The sequence below is a fragment of the Paenibacillus taichungensis genome, from assembly GCF_050994985.1.
In the GTDB taxonomy this organism is placed as follows: Bacteria; Bacillota; Bacilli; order Paenibacillales; family Paenibacillaceae; genus Paenibacillus; species Paenibacillus taichungensis.
This window is the reverse complement of the sequence record NZ_CP194720.1, coordinates 2431721-2458257: the sequence shown is the minus strand read 5'-3', so window position 1 is coordinate 2458257 and position 26537 is coordinate 2431721. Positions and strand designations below refer to the sequence as shown.

General features: G+C 43.7%; 18 protein-coding genes. 2 read left to right on the top strand and 16 right to left on the bottom strand.

Features of this window, described 5'->3' with window-relative positions:
• Positions 1-119: 119 nt before the first annotated feature.
• A complete protein-coding gene (locus ACR1R9_RS11140) occupies positions 120-800 on the top strand; it encodes a TetR/AcrR family transcriptional regulator (RefSeq protein ID WP_433956458.1) in 681 nt (226 codons plus the stop codon).
• Positions 801-816: 16 nt separating this feature from the next.
• On the opposite strand, the gene ACR1R9_RS11135 is transcribed toward ACR1R9_RS11140, so the two are convergent.
• From ACR1R9_RS11135 to ACR1R9_RS11100, 8 genes are all read right to left on the bottom strand, one after another.
• Complete coding sequence (locus ACR1R9_RS11135) at positions 817-1668, bottom strand: DegV family protein (RefSeq protein ID WP_433921032.1); 852 nt, start codon at positions 1666-1668, stop codon at positions 817-819.
• Entirely contained in the window at positions 1661-3886 is a 2226-nt protein-coding gene (locus tag ACR1R9_RS11130; protein ID WP_433921033.1) for an MMPL family transporter, read from the bottom strand. The genes ACR1R9_RS11135 and ACR1R9_RS11130 overlap by 8 nt, the downstream gene beginning before the upstream one ends.
• A 189-nt stretch (positions 3887-4075) precedes the next feature.
• Positions 4076-4747, bottom strand: coding sequence for a response regulator (locus ACR1R9_RS11125; protein WP_433921034.1), 672 nt, complete (start codon positions 4745-4747; stop codon positions 4076-4078).
• Positions 4744-5961, bottom strand: a complete 1218-nt coding sequence (locus ACR1R9_RS11120) for a sensor histidine kinase (protein ID WP_433921035.1) — start codon at positions 5959-5961, stop codon at positions 4744-4746. Before ACR1R9_RS11120 ends, ACR1R9_RS11125 begins: the two co-directional genes overlap by 4 nt.
• Before the next feature lie 221 nt (positions 5962-6182).
• A complete protein-coding gene (locus ACR1R9_RS11115) occupies positions 6183-8732 on the bottom strand; it encodes a family 78 glycoside hydrolase catalytic domain (RefSeq protein WP_433921036.1) in 2550 nt (849 codons plus the stop codon).
• Positions 8729-10177 (bottom strand): MFS transporter, encoded by a 1449-nt coding sequence (locus tag ACR1R9_RS11110; protein ID WP_433921037.1) that lies wholly within the window; start codon positions 10175-10177, stop codon positions 8729-8731. Before ACR1R9_RS11110 ends, ACR1R9_RS11115 begins: the two co-directional genes overlap by 4 nt.
• A 75-nt stretch (positions 10178-10252) precedes the next feature.
• Positions 10253-11770 carry an NAD-dependent epimerase/dehydratase family protein gene (locus ACR1R9_RS11105; RefSeq protein WP_433921038.1) on the bottom strand — a complete coding sequence of 506 codons (1518 nt, stop codon included), beginning with the start codon at positions 11768-11770 and terminating at the stop codon, positions 10253-10255.
• Between the two features lie 51 nt (positions 11771-11821).
• Entirely contained in the window at positions 11822-14251 is a 2430-nt protein-coding gene (locus tag ACR1R9_RS11100; RefSeq protein ID WP_433921039.1) for a glycoside hydrolase family 3 C-terminal domain-containing protein, read from the bottom strand.
• Between the two features lie 222 nt (positions 14252-14473).
• Here ACR1R9_RS11100 and ACR1R9_RS11095 point away from each other — a divergent pair, with 222 nt between their 5' ends.
• A complete protein-coding gene (locus tag ACR1R9_RS11095; RefSeq protein ID WP_433948780.1) occupies positions 14474-15679 on the top strand; it encodes a helix-turn-helix domain-containing protein in 1206 nt (401 codons plus the stop codon).
• Between the two features lie 258 nt (positions 15680-15937).
• Here ACR1R9_RS11095 and ACR1R9_RS11090 read toward each other — a convergent pair whose 3' ends face one another.
• The 8 genes from ACR1R9_RS11090 to ACR1R9_RS11055 form a co-directional block, all read right to left on the bottom strand.
• Positions 15938-16696, bottom strand: a complete 759-nt coding sequence (locus ACR1R9_RS11090) for an SDR family NAD(P)-dependent oxidoreductase (protein ID WP_433923730.1) — start codon at positions 16694-16696, stop codon at positions 15938-15940.
• A 338-nt stretch (positions 16697-17034) separates the two neighbouring features.
• On the bottom strand, positions 17035-17805 hold the full coding sequence (locus ACR1R9_RS11085; protein WP_433921042.1) for an SDR family NAD(P)-dependent oxidoreductase: 771 nt from the start codon (positions 17803-17805) through the stop codon (positions 17035-17037).
• A 68-nt stretch (positions 17806-17873) separates the two neighbouring features.
• Positions 17874-18860 carry an alpha/beta hydrolase gene (locus tag ACR1R9_RS11080; RefSeq protein ID WP_433921043.1) on the bottom strand — a complete coding sequence of 329 codons (987 nt, stop codon included), beginning with the start codon at positions 18858-18860 and terminating at the stop codon, positions 17874-17876.
• Positions 18861-18934: 74 nt separating this feature from the next.
• Positions 18935-20167, bottom strand: a complete 1233-nt coding sequence (locus tag ACR1R9_RS11075; RefSeq protein WP_433921044.1) for a cytochrome P450 family protein — start codon at positions 20165-20167, stop codon at positions 18935-18937.
• A gap of 130 nt (positions 20168-20297) precedes the next feature.
• Positions 20298-21380, bottom strand: a complete 1083-nt coding sequence (locus ACR1R9_RS11070; RefSeq protein ID WP_433956441.1) for a methyl-accepting chemotaxis protein — start codon at positions 21378-21380, stop codon at positions 20298-20300.
• 91 nt (positions 21381-21471) lie between these two features.
• Positions 21472-21915, bottom strand: coding sequence for a hypothetical protein (locus ACR1R9_RS11065; RefSeq protein ID WP_433921046.1), 444 nt, complete (start codon positions 21913-21915; stop codon positions 21472-21474).
• 188 nt (positions 21916-22103) lie between these two features.
• Positions 22104-23531: an MFS transporter gene (locus ACR1R9_RS11060; protein WP_433921047.1), complete on the bottom strand. Its 1428-nt coding sequence runs from the start codon at positions 23529-23531 to the stop codon at positions 22104-22106.
• 234 nt (positions 23532-23765) lie between these two features.
• On the bottom strand, positions 23766-26501 hold the full coding sequence (locus ACR1R9_RS11055) for a glycoside hydrolase family 78 protein (RefSeq protein WP_433921048.1): 2736 nt from the start codon (positions 26499-26501) through the stop codon (positions 23766-23768).
• Positions 26502-26537 lie beyond the last annotated feature (36 nt).

The following is a 26537-nucleotide window of genomic DNA, read 5'->3' as shown; positions in this document are numbered from 1 at the left end:
CAAAAACAGCCGATCACTTCGATTGGCTGTTTTGTGAGTTAAATAGGACTGCTATTCGTTGAAATAAATCGTTTAATATTTGGTTCGTTGACAAAAAGAATTGCAATTGTTAGCATAACCTGAGTTACAGAGACAAGGGGGTTATCCATATCCAGCCTAAACAACGCCTAGAGCAAGAGCGAAGCGAGTTACGAGAAAAGCGTCGTTTATGCATTATTGAAGCTGCCACATCTGTTTTTACGCAACAAGGATTCGAAAAGGCAACCATGCAGGACATTGCCAAGGCTGCAAGCCTTGGCGTCGCTACTGTCTTCCGCTATTTTTCCAAGAAAGAGCACTTAATCGTTGCGGTCGCATCACAGATTGTCCGTTCCGAAGTAGTCATATTTGAAAAAATTGTGCATGGCGACGGAACATGTTACGAGAAATTAAACCATATTTTCGACACCCTGATCTTTTTTCAGCAGGCAGAGCATCAGCAAAAGTCCAAATTAATAGAAGCTTTTGAATGTTATGTGGCGCTTTCCACGGAGCCCGTAGAGCATATTGAACTTTATCAAACGGAATATAACAAGATTATTGGACTATTTACCGAATTAGCAGCACTGGGAGAACAGGATCATTCTATCCGCAACGGATCGCATTCCGTTAACAGGCTAATTACAATGATGAATGTATTCGGGACGTTTTCCAAGAAAATGTCCATGCTAGAAGGTATCGATGCATTCAATACCCGTGTTGATCCATCCGAGCAATTCAGCATACTGAAAGTCCTTTTCCTACAGTCTATGAGGCCTTGATGATTCTTAAATATGATCAATGCTTCAAAACAAAGCTGATTGCCAAACTATGAGGGCCACTGTGAGAGCAGATCGCGCATCCGCCTTCTATGACGTACACTTCTTGAACCCCAGTCTGTTCCAGGATCATGTTGCGTAACCAGTTGGCGGCATCCTCCTCCATGGTTTGAGCAATAATAAACAGCGTCGGCTCAATTTGATGCAGATGTTCCAAGATGCTATTCATCAAATTTTTGATAATCTTCCGTTGGGATCCTCTATATTTAGCACCTGAAAGGACGATCCCATTGGTGACATAGAGTACAGGACGAACACGCAGCATACTTCCAAGCATGTGTTGAAGATTGCCGACTCGGCCGCCTTTATGAAGATAATCCAGACTATTGACCAATACATTCATCTGAACTTGACTGCGGATCATCTCAAGTTCTTGTACAATTGCCAGTATACTTTCTCCTTTTGATGCCATACGAGCTGCGATAAGGACGTGCATGGCCAAGCCTGCGGAAATGTTCATCGAATCGAAAATCGTTACTTGACCGTGCGGGTACTCTTTCGCCGCAAGCGTCGCGTTTTGATACGTGGAGGAAAGTTTGGAAGACATACTAATGTAAAGAACGTCATCTCCATTTGCGATCGCTGCTGCGAACTGATTCATGAAATCCAACGGAGAAGGCGCCGCAGTTTTGGGCAAGCGTCCTTCCTCCTCTACCCGTTGATACATTTGGTGAGTATTCATATCAATACGATCTCGATAAGATGTATTACCAAACACGATATATAGCGGAATAATCCCAATATTGTACGTATCGATCCACTCCTGAGGGATGTCAGAGATACTATCCGTGAATAACTGTACCTTAGCCATTTCGTTCACCCGAGACGGCCTTTCCAGTTATGACAGGATTAGAAGCATTGGCGGATTGTTGGTTTTCTCTCATCACCGACTCGCCTTCAACATCGATGTTAGGCAATAAGCGATTCAGCCATGCAGGTATATACCAGGCGCTTTTACCAAGAATCGTCATTACAGCTGGTACAAGTGTCATTCGCACGATGAATGCATCGACAAGTATGCCAAATGCCAGAGCTAACCCCATGGATTTGATAATCGTATCTTCCGCAAATATAAAGCTGGCGAATACAGCAATCATAATCAATCCTGCTGCAGTAACTACTGGCCCACTGTGGTTCATCCCGCTTTTTACCGATTGGCGTGCATCTCCAGTATGGGTGAAATCTTCGCGCATTCGGCTGACAAGAAATACCTCGTAGTCCATGGCAAGCCCAAAGAGAATTCCTGTAACGAGAATCGGAAGGAAACTTAGCACTGGCCCGGGCTCAGGAATACCGAACAAATTTGCCAAATATCCGTCTTGAGTAACCCACACAATAAAACCGAGTGTTGAACCCAGCGTAAATAGAAAACCAAGTACAGCTTTGATCGGCACAAGCAGAGATCGGAAGACGAGCATGAGTAGTACAAATGCAAGGCCAACAATCAACAATGCAAACTTCGGTAAAGCTTCCTGCAGTTTCTCGGAAATATCAATGTTAACCGCCGTTCCGCCGGTAACCATAATTTCAACGTTATTATTCTTCGTTGTCTGGTCGGCCTGTTCTCGAATAGTCTCCACCAGTTCAGTTGTACGAATGTCGTGCGGTCCAGTCTTAGGTAACACTGTGATGATCGCTACATTACCCGATGGGCTCGGAATTGCCGGTGTCATGCTGGCAACGTTCGGAAGATCACTGATGTATGACGTTGCTTGAGAAATTGCCGTTAGAGGGTCCTTAACGTCTCTAGCTTTAGCTACAATAACAAGAGGGCCGTTGATCCCTTCGCCGAATCCCTCGGCCATCAAGTCATATCCGCGCCGTTCTGTTGTTTCTGTGGATTTAAGTCCATTGTCTGGCAAACCCAGTTGCATGTGTAAAAAGGGTAACGTACACATGATCAGAACAGCAATAGACAGGATACTGGTCAACCAAGGCTTTCTAGTGACAATTCGGCTCCAGCCATTTTCTCCCTGTTTTCCTTTTTTGTTTCCCGACCATTTACGCAGCCAACGATTTTTGCGAGAAGGACTAATGCGATCTCCTGCGGCAGCCAAAATGGCAGGTACGAGAATGACCGCAATGAGAACTGCTACAAATACGCTAATAGCAGCCGCCAGTCCCATCATTGTAATGAAGGGAATTTGTACTACAGACAAACCTACTAGCGCGATGATGACGGTTAGACCAGCAAATACAACGGATCCACCGGCTGTTGCATTAGCCTGAGCAATCGCTGTTTCTCTATCATACCCTTCAGCCAATTGTTGACGGTAACGAGACATGATAAACAATGCGTAATCAATACCGACTGCTAATGCAAGCATGACGGCTAACGTAATGGAGAACGAGGACATGGATACGAAATTTGAACCAATGATTACGGTCATCAGCCCAATCCCGAGTCCAATGACTGCCGTTAGTATTGGAAGTCCTGCCGCAAGAAACGAAGCAAACGTAAAAGCGAGGATCATGAAAGCGATCAGAATACCAATTACCTCAGAAATGCCTCCTACTTCTATCTCGGAAAAAGCAACACTGCCACCGATCTCCGTTTGGATGCCTTCCTTACCCAGCGTTTCTGCTATGCTCAAAACATGTTCCTTTGAGTGTTCATCCACTCCACTAGCGGGCTTAGTGTACGTAATGTCCGCATAACCGATTGTTTTATCCGCGCTTAGTGTCATTGCCACAAACGGGCTTGCCACGGATTTGACCGACAAATCCGTCTGAACATCTTTCAATGCTTGCCGAATGTAATTTTTGTTTGCCTCTGAGGTCAACGTACCATTTTCCGCTTTGAAAATAAGTCTGATCTGACCACCTTCATCAGTGGAAGGAAATTCTGAATTTAACACTTTCGCAGCCTGATCCGACTTCGTTCCAGGTATGGTCATTTCTCCCGTAAACGAAGTACCCATGCCAAGTCCTACAGATGCAAGCAAGATCAAGAGTGCTAATCCCATTGCAATCACCATTTTTCGTTTTCTCGCCGACCAGGCGCCGAGACGATATAACCATTTCGCCATATTTTATTTTTCCCCTTTCACTTCACAACATCTTGGAGTTGCCAACCAAACAACTCTGTCCCCCATGATAACGAAAAAAGAACAAAAAAAAATCGTACGAAAGGGCAAGCCCTTCATGCACGATGGGGCAACGAGCGATTAGACCATAAGGGCAAAACCGTTTTCCATATTTAGAACAATAAGGGGAGCTTACAAATGTAAGATCCCCTTTTCAACGGCCACCGCGATTGCTTCAGAACGCGAATTCACTCCGAGCTTGTTGTAAATGTTGGTTAGGTACGCCTTTACTGTTCTTTCAGCAATGCCCATATCAAAAGCAATATCCCTGCTGCGCAAGCCACGAGCCACTGCGTGTAGAATGATTAATTCTTTTTCAGTTATTAATTTGGATTCTTTGTCCATTAGCAGTTGAGGCTCTACTTTCGGTTCCTCGGATGGCCGAGTATGATATGCAAAAACTCGAGCTGAAATGTCTGGTTGAAGCAATGTTTCTCCACGAATGGCAGAATCCAGGGTTCGGAACAAATGTTCTCTACCTGTATCCTTGAGCAAGTACCCTTTGGCTCCAAGGGAAAGCCCTTCTATCATCAAATCATCTTCATTGTAAGTCGTAAGAATAATGACAGGTATCCGAATTTGTTGCTCATTCATTCTCTTCAATGTATCCAGGCCACTAAGTCCCCCAGGCATATTTAAATCCAGAAGGATGACATCTGGCTGTTTGTCCAGCATAATTTGGATAGCAGCTTCACCCTCCTCAGCCTCTCCTGCAATCTGATAGTTGTCACTGGTTTCCAAAATTAGTTTTAAACCTTCACGTACTACCCAATGATCATCCACAATGAGAATGTTATATTTCATTTCGGTATCTCCTTTTTTAATGGAACATGCAAGACAATAGTCGTGCCTTGATCTCCACTTTCAAATTCAATGTTTCCTCCTATCAACCGGGCACGTTCGTTCATTCCGATCAAGCCATAATGTCCAGATTGTTTTCCAATTCGCTCCACGTTATAACCTATCCCATTATCTCTAACGATAATATGGAATTCCCCTTTTTCTTCAGTCATACGGATGGTTACGCTTGTTGCCTGGGCATGCTTCGCTACGTTGATTAGCGATTCACTTAGAATGTGCAACACATGCTCCATCCCTACTTTGGATATGAAATTAGGAGCCCTCCCCTCCAAAGAGACTTCGATACCGGTCGCCTGTTGGAAACGGTGAATCTGCTCCAGTATGGCCTCTCCAAAGCTAATTGCCGGGGTCGCCTTGGTTCGCAGATCATCAATAGCCTTGCGCGCATCAGCCAGCGTTTTGCGTGCTTGACCCATGGAACTACGGACAATTTCATGAGCACGTGAAAAACTTCCTCTGTTCAAGTGTTCATCAATAGCCTCAAGTTGCATGATGATACCTGCAAGCCCTTGGGCTAACGTATCATGCAGATCCCGTGCCATGCGTTGTCTCTCACTTGTCAGAGTTAATTCCTCCACCTTCTGATGAGCTTTCTCCAATTCATTCAAAAACGTTAATGTTCGTACACGTGCGTTGACTTGCCGATAATAAAGCACTGCATACGACACCACGACAACAATCATCATTAGCAGTAAAAAAATTAACAAGGCCACGTCCGTTCCAGATCGTGTGAATAATGTTACTGTGCAGAATAGGAAATACAATGCAAATGCAATAAGCACCACTTTTGTCGTCTCGTAGTATATAGCAACGGTTTGCCCAATCAATACCGGGATCAAACCAATCAATACAGCAGGCATACCGTCCGGCATCAATATTGCGCTACCATAGATTAAACCTGTCTGGAGAAGGATGTAAAGCAATTTAGATCGTTCTATAAATTTATTTACTTCCCAGTAAATAAACGTATGAGCCAACATTGCAGCTACAAAGAAAATACTTGGCACCAACAGGGGGACTGACATGGTTTGCAGTATCAGAGTAGCTATGGCCACAAGCCAAAGCCAAATGATAATGGGAATTCGTGAAGATGCAATGGGGTCCGTCTCCTCTTCGTTTATTCCGGATGAATTCATCTTCTTCGGTACGATTTTCATGGGATCACCTCTTTAATTCGTAATTATAACCTATGTACTATCCATAAAGTTGTACGATCGTGCATGCCCTTTCGTACATGCCCTTATGCCCTCTCGAATGAAAATCGTCCACAAGTTCAACTCATGGACGAAAAAGTTAACGTACTATTCAACATGAATATTACCACATACCAAACTTCATCATCATTTGTCTTAACCTTTATATCAATCGATTCAGAAAATTACACCATGCATTGAAAATCATGGATACCGCTGCTGACAGTGTGTTTTTCTCCATTTGGCAATTCCAGCACACATGTTGTGGAAACCGGTACCCTGGCTTTAATATGGAATTGATCATTGTCCAATTTCCAATGTACGCCCGCCGTACCATAGGGTGTTTCCGTCGATGCCTTTGCCCAGGTTATGCCGCCACCGAGCTTTGGCGAAATTCGAAAAGTTTTGTATCCGCCGCTGGTAGGTTCAATGCCTGCCATGCGTTTATATAACCAATCACCTACAGCTCCATTTGCATAATGGTTGAAAGATACCATTCCGCCATTGGATTCTTCGTCGGATTTTTTACCGTTCAAGTCGCCTATATTTACCGTCCCATCCGGTCTCAAGGAATCCCATCTTTCCCAAATGGTCGTTCCTCCAGCCTTTACCTCATAAAGCCAGGATGGGCACTCTTCCTGTAACAGAAGATCATACGCTTCTTTAAGGTGACCATGGTCAGACAGTGCAAATAAAAGGTAAGGAGTTCCCGTAAATCCTGTGGTCAGATGATTTCCCGCCTGCTTGATCAAGCGAGCCAGGTTTTGGACCATCATGTTGGTTTCTTGTCCTTCAGTCATTCCGAAATGCAGAGGTAGTACATATCCCGTTTGAAATTCCTTCTTTAAGGTTCCCTTCTGATCGGTGAACACTGTTCGATAAGCATTAATAATCTTTTCCCTCAAATTTTGAAAATATAGCACATCATCAGAATATCCTAATAGCTCGGCTATTTTTGTCATGATGTGGCAAGAATTCGCGAAATAAGCAGTCCCCACCCATTTTCCTTTTTTTAACCACATTTTTACCGTCTCATTTGGTGCCGCCCAATCGCCGAAGTGAAACGGGAAGCGCCAAATATAACGATCTGTCGGTGATATTGCCAGGAAAGAGGACCACCACTTCGCTGCCTTCATAAATTTTTTCATAGCAGGATATTGCTGCTCCAGTACTTGTTTTTTGCCTCGAGCCAAATATTCAGCCCATGGTACCAGTATGCTGCTGTCCCCCCAGCAAGAGTTAGCCATGGCAGGCCAATGATCTCCTCCTCTTGGAATAACCATTGGGAACCCGCCGCCCTTGCTTTGTTCTGCTCGCATATCAAGCAACCATTTATCCAGGAAACGACTCATGTCAAAGTTAAAACAAGCCGTAGATGCAAATACAGCAATATCTCCCGTCCATCCTTGACGTTCATCGCGTTGTGGACAATCGGTCGGGATGTCAACAAAGTTGGAACGTCCACCCCAGCGAATATTGCTCTGCAACTTGTTAATCAAGTCGTTGGAACAAGCAAATTGACCAATTTCCCGGAAATCGGAGTGCAAAACATACGCGGCAAGTTCGATCTGTTCCGGATCAATGCCTTTCATGCCCACATACCGAAATCCCATATAGGTTAACTTGGGTGAGTAAGTTTGTTCCCCATCCTTGCAAATATACGTCGCGGTAGCTTTTGCTGTGCGAAGTGATTTGACAAAGAGCTCTCCATCTACCAGTACCTCTGCATGACGAAAAACGATTTCCTGCTTATGCTTTCCTTTAATTTTGGCAGTGATTACACCAGCAAAATTTTGCCCAAAATCATAAATAATTTCGCCACTTGACGCTATTGTCCATGAGATCGGATTCATCGTTTCCTGAACTCGAACCGGAACGCCGTATTGTGCCAAAAGAACCGGTTTTTTACGCGGGGAAGTCAGTTCAACGGACTTCCATGAAACCTGGTCCAGATCGATGGTTGCATCAAAGGTCTCACCATCGTACCACTCGGCCATGCGGTAGTTCCCTTCCAACGATACGTCCCAAGTTCGATCGGTTGCGATAATATCCGAGGTGCCATCGGTATAAATAATATGAATCTCGCACAGCAATGCCTGTCTGTCGGCACTAATCTTGTTTTTTCGAATGTAATTGAAAGAGCCAGCTGTCCAGCCACCTGCGACAACGGCCGTCAAAGTATTGGAAGCTTGCAGTTGGGCACTGATATCGTATGTCTGATACTGAATCTGATGATCATAAGAAGTAAAGCCTGGTGCAAAATAATCCTGGCCTACCTTTTCTCCGTTCAATCGCAATTCATATACGCCAAGAGCTGTTGAGTTGACCCATGCCTCCTTGACTCTTTTCGCAACACTAAAGCTCCGGCGAAATGTCATCGGTACTGGTGAAACCTTTTTAGGGTAATCATAGGACATATCGGTGATCCATGTCGCCTTCCAGGGGGTATCCAGTCGGCCTGTCTTAAACGAAGCTATTCCTTGCGCATAATCTCCGCTCACACCAACGGCTTTGATACGAACTTCATAGTTAGTGTTAGGCTCCAACAGACCTGTGTAAAGATTATTGATTTGATCCATGGTTTTGATTTTCCATGCTCCTACTTCTATGAAAGCTTCCTTAAGCTCTTCTCCAGCACGGTCCGATTCCAGGGAAAAAGAAATGGTTGGTGCTTTATCTGTAATGCAATACCCCTCCATACCATCTATTTTTATTGAAGATATCTTTAAATTCATATCACTTTCTCCTGTCTTGATCTAATTTGCTCCTGCTTATTAGCAATTCCCTTCTCTACATTCATCAATAGAAGCAACCCGAAAAGGATTATACCCGTAACCGTTTCCAAACCTACAAAACCAAAAGTGATCGCATCCCGGACTGGTTCCGACTGAACCGCGACCAATTTTCCGGTTGAATTATAATAAGGAGCTACGTAACCTGAAGAGGCCAAAAGTGCATTGAAAATTCCCGTGCATATACCACTCATCGTCACCGCAATGATGTTATAAATGGATATCGCGACTCCATCACAGCGGAATTTGTGTTTCCATTCAATATGATCCAGCATGTCTGCGAATAAGGCCATAAACACATAACTAATGGGCAGTGCACCAATATTTTTAATGAATTGTCCTGTGAGGAATATGGGAACGTTCGTGGGAAACAACCAGCAGACCATGCCTCCTGCAATAAAAAGGAAGGCTCCGGCTAACATAGCATTTCGTTTCCCTATTTTTTTGGCGATCGGCCAAACTGCAATAATACCGATCCCCATTGGAATACCACCGATTACGGATATCATCATCTGTGTAACTCCATCATTATATGTGCCTAATACATAGTTGCTGTAATACACCAAACTCATATTTTTTATTAAGCTGCCCACCGTAAAAAACAGAAAAAAAATAAAAGTGACCAGCATCAAACGATCAGTCACAATCGCAATTAGCTGTTTCTTGTACGGAATCTTTTCAACAAATTGCAATGCCTCCTCTTCCGTGACCCGCTCCTTCGTATAGTAATACTCCAGTAGCGTCAACGGTAAAGCAATAATGGATATGCCACAGATCAGCGTAATCCAGAGATGCTTGTCCAGACCAATGACGGGCATGATGATCATTGGAAACACCAGAGCTACCAGAATGCCTGTCATCATTACGGTCGTAATCTGGTTGAATACGGATAACTTTCCTCGCTGCACTGAATTTCGGGTAGACAGAGGTACCATAAGATTATGACTCATGTTGAACATGGTAAAGGACAATGCATAGTATAGATTATAGGAAAAAACGACCCATATGACCTGTACTGCAGTACTTGCCTGTGGTACGACGACTAACAAAACACCTGAAATAACCAGCAGTGGTGCAGATATAAATAGCCAGGGGCGAGCTTTTCCTTGTCGTGTCTTGGTACGATCAATCCAATAACCCATTGCAATGTTAATAACGACATCCAGCAATTTGGATACAATCGGAAATACAACCAAAAAAGAGCCATTCCAGACGGATGTTAGACCAAGTACATCGGTGTAGTAAACATTTAAATATGTTGCCAGGACGGCATTCAACAGTAAAGCACCTGCCGGACCGAGTAAATATCCTAAAATCTGCTCTTTTTTTGAAATTTCAGAAGAATCCACTTTGGAATCGAACCGTCTGGATTGAAATAGAGTCAGCATTGCAGAACTAACCTTCCTTCGATTTGCTTTATAATTGAGGATAAATTCTCATCGTTTGATATAGCCAAAGAAAAGTTATTTTACGTCCAGTTCAGATACTATTTTTTTATATGTTCTGGTTTCTTGCGGCGAGTGCAACGGTGTCCAAACCTGTGCAAAGAATGGATCAACCTTCGCTCGCTCCGAATAGTTCCAGCTTTCACGTTCACATTCAGGACACCAATGCCCCGCCTCGAGTACCAGTTTTGGACTTGCTTTGAACGTATGGCCGAAGGCACATGTAAAGGTAAGCTTGTTTCTCCAGTTACCGGTCTCCATTTCTCCGGATACATACTGTCCTCCTCTGAACTCGGCGACCTTTTTTAAATCATACAACTCGAGTTCTTCTGCAGGTTTGGTATCATCATACCCATGGTCGATCGGAACGACTGTGTTCCAATCGGTGAAATGCTTAAAGTTACTTAGCTTATCCGGAAGCTTCGCCCATTGCTCTTTGCTGCCCCAATATGCATCAATATGGTCCTCCACGTTCTCTTCAATGAATCGCAACGTGCCATGTTCGCTCCGGGCAGGCTTGGAGAACATTTTTTTCATCATGCTGCCCATGATGCGTTCACCAAACGGCAGCTTACAAAGCAGTTTGGCTGCAGTACCTTGCGAACCCAAATTCTCTAGATAACAACGATAGAAGTAGTCCATGCCGTCCTGACGGAAATTCAGATAATCGTTCAAGCGATCGGAATCGAGATAATATTGACCGTGGAAGTTGCGAGTAGCATACCATTTTGGATTAATGACATGATCAAGATTTTTGAATCCGATGGCACCATATAATATCCGATACATTTCATAGGTGCTCACACGGCAAGTCTCACCGCCGCCAATATTGTACACATGACACCAGAAATCTTCCGGTAGTTTTCCTGTAAATTCGTAATTGCACAAGTTCTCCATCATTCTGCCCGAATCGCGGTCAGACACATATTCGAGCACATTATCCAGACAATTGTGGAACATGATCGCATCCATAATTTTACTCATGGCAGGACCCATAATTCCGGTTTGACGCAAACTGACCCAATATTTCAGCCCTGATTCGACCACAAGGCGTTCAGCGGCAATTTTGGAAACGGCATAATAATCGAACATGCTTGGTTTGATAGGATCCCCCACACGGCCCCAGTGTATTGGAGGCATGCGGTCCCCGGTCTCAGCAACGGTTCCGATAAAGACAAGTTTGGTATGCTCCTCCTGCCCGTGTTCGAAAATAGCATGAATCAGATTTTTAGCGGCTCCATAGTTGATTTCCATCGCTTTCTTTGGAAAATAGTCTGCCGCAGGAGACACAAACGCTGCGATGTGAAGGATCAAATCCGCATCCTTCACACATTCTGATACAGTTTTGTAATCCAGAATATCCCCATATTTAATGCTTACTTGTCCCTTATAAGGCTCAAGGGCATTACGATCCTTCTCGGTATCCAGACATAATGTAACTATGTCATATAAGTGACTATCCTTGATCATTCTCTTCAGGCTTTCTTGGCCCATTCCTCCGGATGCACCAGTAATAAACACACGTTTTTTGCTCATTCGAATTATCCTCCTTGGTTTATCTAAGATGCTTGGGTGTTGCTTCCAAAACTACTTTCGACTTCCAGGCAAAGGCGGCAAGTTGTCTTTTGTTCTCATACGTTTAACCCCCTTAATCACCCTGCCATTTAATAGTTCGATTAATCCTGCAGCAATGTGATAATTAAAGCGTCCTGTACTGGACACCGACATGGAACGAATGCTGTTGTTTGGCATCATTTTCATTAAAAACATCCCGTTTTTGCGCTCCATATCTCTTTCGGGACCTTCAGGTAATTTCTGAGACCGTTTGAATTGCTTCTTTCCTACTCCTACGACTGCGTTATGGAATATTTTTCCAATAAATGACGATTTTAGTTCATCCAATCTGGAATCCATCGTATAACGAGGTTGGTTCACAGCGCTTTTTGCATAATGGATGCTTCTTCCAAGTAAAGTCTCGAACTCCTCCAACGTGGCTGATGTCAGTTGTTCAGGAGAAAAATAGTGCTGCAATTGATCACAGTGATACGGTCCTGGGATGACAGGCTGATCCGTAATAGAGAAACCTGCCGTCAAACGAATGTCCTCCACTGAGGCAGCAATCAGTATGGAGTAATCTCCGTTTTCAAGAACCCATTCATTTTTCGTGACGTGGAAATAGGCGAGATCCATTTTGTTGAAACTCAGTTCAACTTTTTTGCTTTCTCCTGGATTCAAGAACACTTTAGTAAAAGCACGAAGCTCTTTGAGCGGTTTGAACACTTCTGATCGCAGATTTGAGACGTAAGCTTGTACGACTTCACTCCCTGCCATGCTTCCTGTATTTGTGAGCTGACATCGAACAGTCACCTTTTCGGACCCCATTTCGATTTCCGGGGAGGAATACTCAAACGTTGTATAGCTCAATCCGTGTCCGAAAGGAAACTTGACTCCCCTTCCTTTAAGACTATCGAAATAGCGATATCCGACAAATATGGATTCCTTATAAAGTTCAGTTTTATGGTGAACAAACTCTTCGCCAAATGGTATATCTGAATACGTTTCTACCCAAGTCTCAGCGAGTTTGCCCGAAGGATTTTTTTCACCGAACAATAGTTGAGCTACAGCCTCGCCACCAGCTTGTCCAGGAAGATACATGTTTAAAATTGCGTTAACCGCTGACTCAAATGGCAGTTCTACAGGCGAGCCACCAAACATAACAAAAATGATCTTTTTATTCAGTTTGCTTAAGCGGTTCAACAGGGATCGTTGATTTTCAGGAAGCGTGATCTTCTCGCGATCATAACCTTCGCTTTCGGTATAGTCTGTTTGTCCACCAAAAAACAGAATGCACTCTGCGCTTTTAGCTCGTTTGAGCGCCTCGTTCTCATAATCCGTTTCAGGGAGGATTTCTGATTCGCGATATCCTCTGACAAAATCATAATCAATGTTTCTCGAATCAAATGCTGCTTTGGATGTAGTGAGTCGTGCAGGATTAATCAGTGAACTGCCTGCGCCTTGGAAACGCATTTTTTCGAACAGGTCACCCACCACCAAAAATTTCCCGTTTTTTTGAAGCGGCAAGCTACCATCGTTCTTCATTAAAACCGCGCTGTCCGCAGCTATTTCTCCAGAGAGGCTATGATGAGCATCTTTATCGAACGACATGCCATAATTGATGTTGCTTGTACGTTGGATAAGCGTTAACACATTTTTTACAGCTTGATCCAGGTCAGCCATCGGCAATGCACCACTGTAAGCGGCATCAATGATATTCTTTCTGAAAAATTCACAATCGCCTGGCATCTCCAAATCCATACCGGCCTTAATTCCTTCAACCCGATCCGAAACAGCCCCCCAGTCGCTGACAACAAGGCCATCAAATCCCCATTCGTCTCTAAGAACTTCTGTCAGTAGATGATGGTTCTCTGCACAATACACGCCGTTTACTTTGTTGTATGCACACATAACCGTTACCGGACGGGTTTGTTTAACAATCATTTCAAAAGCCTTCAAATAAATTTCGCGCAGGGCTCGTTCATCAACAACGGAATCCCCCATAAAGCGGTAATTCTCGTTATTGTTCACAGCAAAGTGTTTCAAAGATACGCCAATTCCCTCATTTTGGACACCTTCTACAAAAGCGCTGCCCAAAACGCCCGAAACCAATGGATCTTCCGAGAAATATTCAAAGTTCCGCCCGCATCTTGGATTTCGTTTAATATTGACCGCAGGCCCAAGCAACACATTTACTCCAAAATGATGACACTCCTTAGCTATTGCGGCGCCCATTTTTCGAACGTTTTCCGGATTCCAGCCTGCTGCAAGCGTAGCACCGGTTGGAAATGAAGTCGTTTCCTCGCTTTTGTTCAACCCCAAATGATCTGCTTGATCTCCCTGCTTTCGGAGACCGCAAGGCCCATCGGTCATATAAATAGATGGTATCGATAATCTCGGAATCGGGTTTGTTTTCCAAAAATCTACTCCTGCCATAAGTGCAGCTTTTTCTTCAATGGTCATTTCCTGAATGATTTGATCTAGTGACTGCATAGACTTGCTCCCTTCATTGCTTTCCTACTCATTGTATCGAAAATACAACATCCATTATTTCAAATATGTTCGCTTTATTTCGAATTTGTATTTAAATTAGATTGACGCTCTGGATGTATTTTGTTACTTTCAAAGTAGATTTGGTAAGTACGGAATTTATTGAAAACAATATGTAATGGAGGTTGTCTGAACATGTCGGCTAAATTGGAAGATGTTAAAAAAATATTGAAATTTTTATATCAATCCACGCTAATTCCTACGTATTTATACGTTGATCATCAATGTGTAAGCAGCCATCCAGTGCAGGATGCACTAACCCTTCCGCCACTTGACTATACAACTCAACTCGTTGCTTCCAAAGAACACGTGTCCTATTTGTCCACATCATTTTTTGCCTATTACGGTGCAATTAAAGTTACTTGTTTCCCTGATACAATCATTGTTGTTGGCCCTGTTAGCCAGATTCCCTATTTAAAGGATACACTCCGTATTATCAAGAAAGAGTTCGTCATCTCTACGCCGGATGAAGCCCGATTTGAATCTTTTTTGAAATGGATTCCACCTATGCAGCTGCAGCAGTTTCTCAACCATTTGCTCAGCACTCATTATTTTGTCAATGGCGAAGAAATGGAATATTTCGACCTGCTTAAGCTAGAGTCCATGGAGCGGATCAATTATGTGCAGACGGAACGGAATTACGAGAATAAAGAAAGCCTGTATTTTAACAATTCTTATGAGATCGAGAACCAGATGTGTTCTTATGTGGAATGCGGAAACGAGGTAGGTTTGCGGCGTTTTCTGGAGCAACCGTTCATGACACATGAAGGCATCACTGCAAGCGACAGCCTGCGCCAAGCCAAGAACATTTATATTGTAACAATTACACTGGCTACAAGAGCAGCGATTCGTGGCGGTCTGGATACCGAGATCGCCTATCAATTATCGGATCTCTATATCCAACAGATCGAACAATTACTTTCTTTAGAATCGATTCAGAATTTCGCTAAAGAAGCCATTTTTAACTTTGCCCGAAGAGTGCAGGAAGCTAAATACAACATCCCCGAAGACGGTAGCATGAGCAAAATCATTCAATATGTATTCAAAAGTGTAAACCAGCCTTTGACGGCTACTCATGTGGCTCATCAGTTTGGGTATAGCCGAACCTATCTTTCCGCTGTCTTCAAAAAAAACGTCGGCACTTCGCTTCACCAATTTATCGTTGAATGTAAACTGAAAGAAGCTCAACATTTACTTGTTTTTACGAACAAACCCATCAGCGAGATTAGCAGTTATCTGTGCTTCTCCAGTCAAAGCCATTTTCAGACGGTCTTCAAAAAGATGTTTCTCCTCTCTCCGTTGCAATACAGGAAGCACAACCAAGGGAAAAGTTCTGGCTAAGGCTTGTTAAAGCCAAGTCTATGTTATAAAAATACTTATCTTGGGAATCGTATTCAATAATGAATGGGATTGGCTGATCATACGCTGCCCATTTCCGATCATTAAAATATTGTTGTAAAACATAAAAGAATAGTGTGCTTGTGATAAATCAACAAGCACACTATTCTTTTGATTAATGAAGGCATTCTCCCAACTGCTTGCTAAAGAGTGAGCGCGTGAAGTGAGACCACCTTTTACAAGGATATATAGTGAGAATAATCAGAGTGTAATTCCACCATCTGCAAGGATAATGGATCCTGTCATATAACTGGAATAATCGGATGCCAGAAAAGCAACAATCTGGGCGAGTTCCTCAGGTTCTGCATAACGCCCGATTCGCATATTCGGAAACTCTTCAGGCACGTAACCACTCTCCTGCAGTGATTGCGGAACAGCAGCCGTCAATGTTGTAGCTACACCACCTGGACAGATGGCATTAATACGAATCCCTTTCCGTACATATTCAATTGCCGCCGCTTTGGTCAAGCCTGCAACTCCATGCTTGCTTGCCGTGTACGCGGCCAAACTGTGTTCAGCTCGAATCGCTGTCGTGGATGCAGTATTAATAATATTCCCATATCCTTGCTTGTCCATAACCTGCAAAGCATATTTCATGCCTAGAAAGACACCTTTCAAGTTCACATTCACGATCCGTGTGAACTCTTCTTCAGAAATATCCTGGAAACGTTGGAATTTTTGGAGTATGCCTGCGTTATTGAATGCTACGTCAATTTTCCCGTAGGCTTCCAACGCTTTCTGAATATACTTCTGAACGTCGCTGGCTTGAGATACGTCAGCTTGTACAAAAGTACCTTCGCCGCCATTTTGGCGAACCAGTTCTAATGTTTCTTCCCCTGCCTCTGCATTGAAATCAACCAAAACAAGCTTTGCCCCTCTTGATCCCATAATCACTGCACTGGCTCTTCCTATTCCGCTGCCAGCTCCTGTAACAACGATTACCTTGCCTTCCAGGGAAATACTTCCCTTGATTCCTGCCGTCGCACTGGTTTCTTGCTTCTGAGCTTCTGATCCGAAGTCTATGGTAGCCAGCTCCTGCTTCAAGATCTGGAGTATAGACGAGGGAATATTTACTTGAGGCATTGAAGCTAATTGATCCAACGTAAAGTTAGAAGCCATTCTGAAGGTCGGTTCCTTCACGAATTCCGGCAAGTGCTTTTCCAATATAGTAAATGATTCTGCGTTGTTCAACAATGCACCAATTTGAATGTTCTCATCATAACTCATCAGGTTCATCCCCTTAATATACACTTATTTTTTCCAAAAAAATATAATTAGCCTTTTTATAAACATTGTACTTATGCGTTAATAATGGCGCCTCCGTCAACAAAAAAGGTTTGACCTGTTATATGCCTGGCGTCCTCACTCGCCAAGAAAGCAACGACCGGAGCGATATCTTTATAAGCCTCCCCATAACGGCCAATTGCAGTTGGCATGAACCCCAGTAGCTGCGGATCCCGCTGATCTTCAGGCAGCGAATCCAGATGAGCATGAATACCATCCGTGAGCGCTCCAGGGTTTATAACATTTACATTGATGTTGTCCTTTCCCCACTCGCGAGCAACAACACGCGATAATGCTCGTATTCCTTCTTTAATGGCAGCATAAGCAGCGTACCCCTCAAGACCATAATATCCTGCCCCTGAACCGAAATTAATGATTTTACCTCCACCTTGCTTTAAGTACGGGTAGCTTTCCTTCATCATAAGCCAAGTCGATACAAGCCCTGTCCGGTAGCTCTCATCAAGCGTATCCAATTCATGTTCCAAAAAGGAATGCGGTGTCCGAATGGCGATGGCCAAATTAACCAAAATGTCGATGGTATGAAATTCCCCAATCGTATCTTGAACGAGCGATTTGATCTGCTTAGGATCTGACAAATCAGCAGTCTTAGCAGTGACGGAAAACCCAGCATGTTCACAACGTGCAGCGGTTTCCTTTAACGACTTGCTATTGAAATCAGTTAACATTAATATTGCACCCTCTTCAGCCAGACGCAAGGCGATATAACTGCCCAGTCCGCCTCCTGCACCTGTTATGATAGCAACCCTACCTTCCAGTTTTCCCATGATTCAGTCCCTCCACTTTGTTATGGATGCGTTCCAGACTTTAAGTTACTGTTTCCATCCGGTCTGTCCTAGAAGTTCAATGGAATACGCTTTAACTCATGGTCTAATGTTATCGTCGCTTCGTCTGTCAACAGGTCCGGGGCGTATTCCAGAATAAGTCTCAGCGGAATTCCCAAGGCATCTTGGGGAGGAGCTTCCCGAAATGCCGGAATGGCTTCCTGAATTCTTTCACGGCAAGCTTCATCTTTCCACAATACACCGAGCTGTACGTCCAAGCTGTACTCCGATATATTTTCATTCCATAGTTGATCCCGGTCAGCAACAAATTCACCAAATATGTTTTTCAGCCATGTTGTGCAGAGCTGGAACCATTGTGCAACAGCTGGTTCTGCCATGCTTCTTAGTCCACCTGAAGTATGTGGCTTAGCCAACGACAATCCATGTGTTCCGCGCTGAAAGATGTGTAACTCAAAGGGAATGCGCGCCAGGTCCAGCGCATTGGCAAAAGCAAGCGCATTTTTAACCGGAACCAGCTGGTCCTCAAAAGTATGAAATATAAAGGCGGGCGGTGTCCGTTCATCGACTTTCTTGTCTACGCCTGGAACAGGAGCAGGCAATATGTCACTGATGGTATCCTCAATACAAGGATAGCCGAGAATCAACCCATTGGGACGTATGCGACCCATCGTGCCCAGTGCAGCAGCCAGATGCCCACCAGCGGAGAAACCGCAAACAGCAATTTTGTCTGGATCTATGCCCCAGCCTGAGCTATTCTCCCGAATCAATTCAAGTGCTTCCTCCGCATCGTTGAGAGGCTTAGGGAAGGCAGCATGTTCATTAATCGAGTATTTCAACGTAAATGCATGGTAGCCTTCAGCAAGAAAAGCCATCGCAACCGGTTCGCCTTCCCGCTCAGAGCATGCCCGATAAGCGCCACCCGGAAAAATAAGAACCGCTGGGCGTATTTGAGCATTAGGCATTTCTTTCGAAGGATCTAATACATATCCTTTTAATTCAACACCTGGGTTTGTCAATTTTATCGTTGTTGTTTGCATGGAACCTCCTCAAAGGTAGCACATTGACTTAATAGGCTAAATTACCATTCCTGAGTTTTTGAATATAGCTCAGTTTAAAATACGACCGGAAAAGCCTTGAGCCCACGGATAATCATACCCGGTCTCCACTCCAGCAATTGCATATCTGTATTTAATCGAATCTCCGGCAGCCGGCGAAGCAAAGCGTTAATCGCAATCTCGCCTTCAAGTCTCGCAAGTGGAGCACCAAGACAATAGTGAATCCCTTTGCCAAAAGCAATGTGGTCATTGACTTTACGAGTAATGTTAAACGTATCTGCTTCCTCATATTGACTGGAATCCCGATTCGCTGACGATAACGCGACAAGCATCATATCTCCTGGGCGAATTTGTATTCCTTGGAACTCAACATTTTCCGTGGCCCAGCGAACATTGCTAATTTCAGCCGGCCCATTAAATCGAAGCACTTCCTCAACCGCCGCTTGTATTAGTTCCGGATCATCCATAAGTATTTGCTTCTGCTCGGGATGTTCAAGCAACGCCAGCATGCCGTTCCCTATCAAATTCACTGTCGTTTCATGGCCTGCAATAATGAGTACGAACACAAGTGCATACAACTCCTGCTCTGAAAGTTTATCCCCCTCTTCCTCGATGCTGATGAGATCACTGATAAGGTCCTGTTGACTATGGTTGCGCCGCTCTGTGATCAGTGCTTGTAAGTAATCCACAAAAGCCTTCATCACTTCATCGCTCTCCTGATTCATCTGCGGATTGCTGACACCCTCCATAATGGTGTTGGACCAGGCTCTGAATTTGTCTTGATCCTTTAGCGGAACGCCTAGCATTTCACAGATAACAATAATGGGCAGCGGGAAGGCATAGTCCTCGATCAAATCAAAATCCCGAGTGTTGCCTGCCTGAATCCTGTCCAGCAACTCATCACTTATTTCAACAATCCGTCCCCGCAGCCTCTCAATCATGCGAGGAGTAAATGCCTTCTGGATCAAGCGTCGCAGTCGACGATGATCTTCGGGACCAACACTGATCAGATTCCGAGAGATAATCGCCTGATGCGGAGGAAGAGCCCCGCGCATGTCATCGTTACTGTTATCGAGCACTCCGGTTACAAAGCGGCTATCCTGCAAAATTTTGACGGCATCCTCATATCGGGTAACCATCCAGGCAACATGCCCGCTTGGCAGCAAAAGACGATGAACAGGCTCTTCAGTTCGCAACGTTTCGTAGACCGGGAACGGTTGTTGAATGAAAGCATGATCCATAAAATCAACTTTGGACTTGGAATGACCTTGATTTTCATCGGTAAACATCGGAACGCCTCCTAAAAATGATAGTATCGATATCAATACAATATATAGACTATCATTTTTAAGGGTCTTCTTTCAAATAACTTCAATTAATACCATAAATTCAACAGTCATCTGTTTCATAAAAAACTAGTTATACTCGATAAAGTGAGATATGTTGCTGCATGTCCAAAACTGAATTTCTCATCTCACTTGTAGATTGCTGCACCTCGCTCACAATGGACATTTGCTGCTCAACCGCATGTACCATGGCACTACTCTCTTCGAAAGCTCCTTGCGCGATGACAGTAAGTTGATCGATGGATGCACTGACATGTTCAGAACTGGCAGACAGTTGTTCAGAAGCAGAAGAAATCTCTTCGATTTGCCCAGCAATCTCTGCCGCAGAATTTGTAATCACTGTAAAAGCAGTGCCTGCTTCCTTTAAGGCCGATAAAGTCAGATTCAACCCCTCTTTGCCCTGATCGACCGCACTTACAGTGGATAACGTATCCGTCTGAATACTCGTAATGACTTGAGAAATGTGGGTTAACGAGTTGCGCGTCTGGTCTGCAAGCAGCCGAATCTCCTGTGCGACTACCCCGAAGCCTTTTCCTTGCTCACATGATCTTGCAGCTTCAATTCCGGCATTAAGTGCAAGCAGATCCGTTTGGCGAGCAACACCCGCAATCAGTTCAACGATCTGATGAATCGTAACAGAATGCTGCTCCAAGGTACCTACGGAATTCATAATGACCTCCATTGTTGTGTTTAACTGATCCATGCGGGACTGTACATTGGACAGCTGATGCAATCCCCTTCTTGCTTTTTGCTCCGTAGTTGAAGAAAGGTGAGCAGCCTCGTTATTGGATTCGCTAATCAATGCAATTCCTTTGGCCACTTCTAGCATGGCATAGGCTGTTTCCTCTGTTGATTTCATTTGCGCATGGGCTCCCGACGATACTTTTTTGGCAGAAGCTGTAATGCTCTGCATGGAAACTACTGAGCTTTCCATATGATTCGAAAGAACGAGACTGGAGGAAGCAACCAGATTGGATGTATTTTGAGCCGAATGGATAAACCGCGAAAGGCCTAACCTCATAACCTCAAACATGGATGCCAACCTGCCAATCTCATCACGGGATTGCTTACGCACAGGTTGACTCAGATCCCCTTTGCTAATCACACCAGCTCCCTCTACCAGCCGGTGAATAGGTCGAACAAGAGAGTTGGACAACCAGAGTGAAAGTATAATAACAAAAATGGCCACTCCGATCTGAAAATAATAAGCTTGCTGATTTGTCCTCTGATTATCGGAGATCAGTGTCTCAACCAGTACTGTTGATCTGGTTCACATTATTTTCTTTCAAGTCAAGGATAAGCTTGTTTAGCTGCTCCCCCGCACCAATGTTTCCTTGTTCTATGTATGCAGAATAAGCTGTTTTAATTTGATCTATTGTTACAGAAACACTTGGATTAAGCGATGCGTACTCCCGAAGAAGCGAATTAAATTTGTCTAACAGGGCTCGTGTGTTTGTCTGTACAGACTCCTGAGAAGCGTAACCGATCGCAGGCAGCATCATCTGGATTTGATAATCCGTCAGCGTTTGCTGAAGTTCTTGTGCTGCCAAAGTGGAACTCAATGTCACCTGCTTCATCTCGTTCAATTTTTCAATTTGAATCGTACTGTTATAGTTTTGATAAGAAAGCCCGATGATGTACAATAGAATGACTGTACCAAAAGAAAGTATCATTTTATTGCGAATGTTCATGTTGAGACCACCTTTAAACCTGAATTCTTCGAATTATGATTGATGTTATTTATGGATCTGGCTTAGCATGCCGTACTGCTTTCACCCTGATTTCTTCTTATGAACTTGGTTCGGGCAGTACGGTCACAATTTTTGCTATCTAACATGTTCTTACGATCTTCAAGGGGGGGAATATTAAATAAATCCTCTTAAGAATTACGACGTTCTTCCAATTCCCTCACAATTTGAGGATATTTCTCATCCAGGTCATACTTGCGCAGACAAATGTACGTAAGGACGAATATTACCAAAGGTAGATATACCGTTAATACCAGAATGCTTGTAATCGCTGAATCCGCCTGCGTTGCTAAAGCCCCGTCATAGTTACCCATTGCCAAAATCCAACCAATCATTGCAGCTGCCAGGCCCATACCAATTTTCACGCCAAAGCTGTTGGCGCTGTTGACCATCCCGACTAACCGCTTACCAGTCTTCCATTCACCATATTCTACTGTGTTGTTCACCAAAACCCCTCCGACAGCCATCATTGGAATTGTTGCCAGTGTTGAGATTCCGCCGAGTACTAAAGCTGCAATAAAGTCATATGGCATAAAGCAACGAATAAGTGATGCAACGATGCCGAAAATCATACCAATCCGCGCTGTTTTTGCAAGTCCAAATTTTTTGATCATAGGCCCTACCATCACAAAACCTAAGAATACCGGAACCAATCCAACCGCCCCCATGATTCCTATCAAATCTTCATTCCCAAGAATATACTTTGTGTAATAAATCCCTGTTGATCCGTTTAGCGTATACATCATATTAATTAATAATTGAGCAAACAGCATGATGACCCAGTATTTGTTTTTGAATAAGATCTGTATACTTTCCCAAAAAGGGACGTTATCGCTCTCTACTACACTTACACCACTATTGTTTTCTTTGGAAGCGAGGAATGTCAGAACCAATGCAATGAAGGAAACGATCCCTAGCACAACGGCAACCATGATCCATGCGGATTGATTACCTCCAAGCATATTGGTCACTGGTATTAATGCGATAGAAATAATCATGCCTATAATATATCCAAAGATGGTACGGGTAAGGCCCATTTTGCCACGTTCCTCTACACTTCTGGTTCGTATAGCCATCAAGCTTCCGTAAGGGATCGCAATGCCCGTATACACAATGGCTGACGCAAAGGCTACTGTAGCTAAAGCATAACTGGTTTTTACAGTTGTTGATGCTTCGGCAGGCACTGTGAACAGTAATACGATAGAGGCCATTGCTGGTAGAGCCATCCATAGAATCCATGGCCGGGCCTTTCCATATTTGGATTTCGTTGAATCAACTACTCTGCCCATGATTAAATCCGCAATTGCATTAATAAATTTGGTGATGAGCATAATCGTGCCTACCGTTGCAGCAGCAATACCTACCTTATCTGTATAAAAATAAGTTAACATCCCGATCAATCCATTGATGGAGTTTAAGGCAATCTGCGCTGCTCCGTCTCCCAGGTAGTGGTATGGCCTCATTGTTTTTTGAATTCCTTGGGCATCCAGACCTAACTCTCTAGACTTTTTATTCGTTTTTACAACTGGTGGATTAAAGATATCCTGCTCTGTCTTCATTGCTTTTCCCCCTTATTACTTTCGCCTCATGTTACCGCTTTCAAACATTATTTTATTCCTCCTAAGGGTATAAATATGGTAACTTCATTTCATTTTTAGTAATTTCATTTCGGGATTCAATATTTTTTATGCGCTTTTATTTTGTTTTTTTATTACATCTGAATATCCTATGTAAACGCAAAATGGCACTGCCGGTATTCTGCAGCGCCATACATTTATGTTGTATCGTCTCTCTTACGCCTTGGAAGCGTTCAACGTTTGCAAGACTTTTCTGAATAATTGTTCGGTCTCCTCAGGAGTGTTGGCCAACATTTCGCTTACTGATAAATCATAAGCGTACTGGATCATCGGGTGGTCCAGCATACCGGGCGCATATTCGTTTAGCATTTGAAATGCTACGGGCTCTTCCACAATCTCTTTAAGTGTGGAATCCATCGTATAGCGTTCTCTTTCCAGATTAGTTTGCGTAGCATACTCAAAGCTGTACGATCCGGAACCAACCTCCACAAGCTCAGGTTTCTCCGGTAGTACAATAACTGCTGTCGTATTTACCGGTACGGTTACATTAACAGTAATTTTACCCGCCCTGCATGACCAGGAGCTTTTTATCTCTCCGTAGACCGAATCAAAGGCAGCTTCTACCGAATTGATTCCTCGGATGAATTGAGGTTTAATTAAAATTTTCTTATAACCTGCTTCAATTGGATTAATGCCCGCAAGTTTTCTATACATCCATTCGCCGATGGAACCATAAGCATAATGATTTAATGAGTTCATACCTGATGTATCGAAGTCTCCATTGGGCAGAATGGAGTTCCACCGTTCCCAGATCGTTGTAGCCCCTTTTTTTACGGCGTACAGCCAGGAGGGGAAATCTTCTTTTAATAACAAGGTGCCGGCAAGCTCGTGCAAATCATTGTCAGATAAAGCATGGCACAGATATGGAGTCCCGACAAACCCTGTGGTGAGATGATTTTTATGCTTCGCAATATTGTTCTCAAGCGTCTTGCGGATCCGATCCCTGTACTGTTCTTCAGCCAGATTGAAATGTAGAGCTAATACGCAGGCCGTTTGAGTTTCGCTGACCAGTCTGCCAGTTGCAGAAATATATTCTGCATTGAAGGCTTTTTTAATCTGGTGGTGCAGTTCCTCATACCGGACGGCATCTTTTGTTTTCATCAGCAATTTGGCTGCCTTTGCAACCAGTTCAGTCGAATATGCATAGTACGCGTTAGCCACCAGATAAATATCTGTAGCCCCTGTTCTTTCGTTACTAAATTCCTCTTTGTCTAATCCTAGCCAGTCTCCGTATTGATAACCGCTCTGCCACAGCCCATTGGTTCCACAACGTGCAGATATATAATCGACCCATCCCTTCATGCTGTCGTACTGTTCTTCCAATAGTCGAGTATCTCCATAAGTTTGATACATAACCCAAGGAACAATTACAGCGGCATCACTCCAGGCAGCAGCACCTTCCTGATCTCCAAGAATGTTAGGGATGACATGGGGAACTCCATATTCCTCGGTTTGTTCAGAGGCCAGATCGCGCAGCCATTTTTTAAAGAAGGAAGCAACATTCATATTGAACGCGGCGGTGCCGGCAAATACTTGTGCATCTCCTGTCCATCCTAGACGCTCGTCTCTTTGAGGACAGTCTGTTGGTATATCAAGAAAATTGCCTCTTTGGCTCCACTGTATGTTGCTTTGCAATTGGTTCACCATTTCATTTGAAGTTAAGAAACTTCCTGTTTCCTCCAAACATGAGTGCAGTACACAAGCCGTGAAATCATCAAGCCGAATCTCATTCAGGCCTTCAATGGCGATATATCGAAATCCGTGAAATGTGAAATGAGGGCTGTATATTTGTTCTCTACCGTTACAGATCAATCGATCAATCGATACCGCTTGCCTTAAAGTGTCCGGATAAAAATTTCCATCTTTATCAAGGACTTCAGCATGACGTATGGTTATCATTTGACCTTTTCGTCCTTTGGTTCGGAGTTCTATAAACCCGGTAAGAATCTGCCCGAAATCAATGACGTATTCTCCATTAGGGGTTGTAATCAACTGAAGTGCAGGAAGTTTTTTTGTAATTTTGACAGGCTCATTTTCCTGAGCGACAAGGCGATTTTTATCGAAAGAGGCTGTTTCCACATTTAAAAATTGACTTTCATTAAAACAAGAATCATAAGTCTCGCCCATGTAGATTTCACTTAAACGGATGGGGCCGGTAGTAACCTGCCAGGTTTTGTCGGTTGCAATGATGTCTTTTGTCCCATCCGTATAAATAATATGAATTTCCGCGAGTGCAGCGACTCTGTCCCCGTAGTGGTTTGGCGTACATGTGAAACCAAAGATCCCCTTGTACCAGCCATTCCCCACCGTAATCTCTATTTTATTCTGAGTCTCCAGCATCCCGTCCAAACGGTAAGTCTGATACTGCAAGCGCTCATTGTAATTCGTCCATCCAGGTGCAAAGTAGTTTTCTCCTACTCTTGTTCCATTGATCGCAATTTCATAGACACCGAGGGAAGTCGAGTAGATACGTGCTTGCTGAATTTCCTTTTGAACGGTGAATTCTTTGGAGAAAACGGGAGGAGCAGTTTCATCCTTCGGAAACGGATGTGTAATCCACTCTGCCTGAAAGTTCCTGCCCTCCAGTAACCCGGTCTCAAAATACCCTTCAATGGTCGCATGATTATCTTTGTTATCCCAAACTTCGATTTGAACCTGATATAAGGTCAAGGCTTGTAGTCCAGGACCAGCATATTCCACTAAAACGGAGGTATCCGCTACTCTTTTTCCAGAATCCCAGACGCTCTGGAGATCTTGTCTTACCGTTATTCGGTAAGCGGATTGCATTACACTCTGCTCAGTGGATTCTATTTTCCATGAGAATCTTGGTTTCTTTGTGTCCAGCCCAATGGGATTTTGCATGTATTCAATTCGAAAATCTTTTAATTTCATAAATGAACCACCTTTCAGCATAGATCAGATCTCAAA

Excerpts from the sequence above, each read along its gene's own strand:
- ACR1R9_RS11055 (WP_433921048.1), bottom strand. The coding sequence starts at position 26,501 with ATGAAATTAAAAGATTTTCGAATTGAATACATGCAAAATCCCATTGGG.
- ACR1R9_RS11105 (WP_433921038.1), bottom strand. The coding sequence starts at position 11,770 with ATGAGCAAAAAACGTGTGTTTATTACTGGTGCATCCGGAGGAATGGGC.
- ACR1R9_RS11135 (WP_433921032.1), bottom strand. The coding sequence starts at position 1,668 with ATGGCTAAGGTACAGTTATTCACGGATAGTATCTCTGACATCCCTCAG.
- ACR1R9_RS11095 (WP_433948780.1), top strand. The coding sequence starts at position 14,474 with ATGTCGGCTAAATTGGAAGATGTTAAAAAAATATTGAAATTTTTATAT.
- ACR1R9_RS11100 (WP_433921039.1), bottom strand. The coding sequence starts at position 14,251 with ATGACCATTGAAGAAAAAGCTGCACTTATGGCAGGAGTAGATTTTTGG.
- ACR1R9_RS11085 (WP_433921042.1), bottom strand. The coding sequence starts at position 17,805 with ATGGGAAAACTGGAAGGTAGGGTTGCTATCATAACAGGTGCAGGAGGC.
- ACR1R9_RS11060 (WP_433921047.1), bottom strand. The coding sequence starts at position 23,531 with ATGAAGACAGAGCAGGATATCTTTAATCCACCAGTTGTAAAAACGAAT.
- ACR1R9_RS11125 (WP_433921034.1), bottom strand. The coding sequence starts at position 4,747 with ATGAAATATAACATTCTCATTGTGGATGATCATTGGGTAGTACGTGAA.
- ACR1R9_RS11080 (WP_433921043.1), bottom strand. The coding sequence starts at position 18,860 with ATGCAAACAACAACGATAAAATTGACAAACCCAGGTGTTGAATTAAAA.
- ACR1R9_RS11075 (WP_433921044.1), bottom strand. The coding sequence starts at position 20,167 with ATGTTTACCGATGAAAATCAAGGTCATTCCAAGTCCAAAGTTGATTTT.
- ACR1R9_RS11110 (WP_433921037.1), bottom strand. The coding sequence starts at position 10,177 with ATGCTGACTCTATTTCAATCCAGACGGTTCGATTCCAAAGTGGATTCT.
- ACR1R9_RS11065 (WP_433921046.1), bottom strand. The coding sequence starts at position 21,915 with ATGAACATTCGCAATAAAATGATACTTTCTTTTGGTACAGTCATTCTA.
- ACR1R9_RS11120 (WP_433921035.1), bottom strand. The coding sequence starts at position 5,961 with ATGAAAATCGTACCGAAGAAGATGAATTCATCCGGAATAAACGAAGAG.
- ACR1R9_RS11130 (WP_433921033.1), bottom strand. The coding sequence starts at position 3,886 with ATGGCGAAATGGTTATATCGTCTCGGCGCCTGGTCGGCGAGAAAACGA.
- ACR1R9_RS11115 (WP_433921036.1), bottom strand. The coding sequence starts at position 8,732 with ATGAATTTAAAGATATCTTCAATAAAAATAGATGGTATGGAGGGGTAT.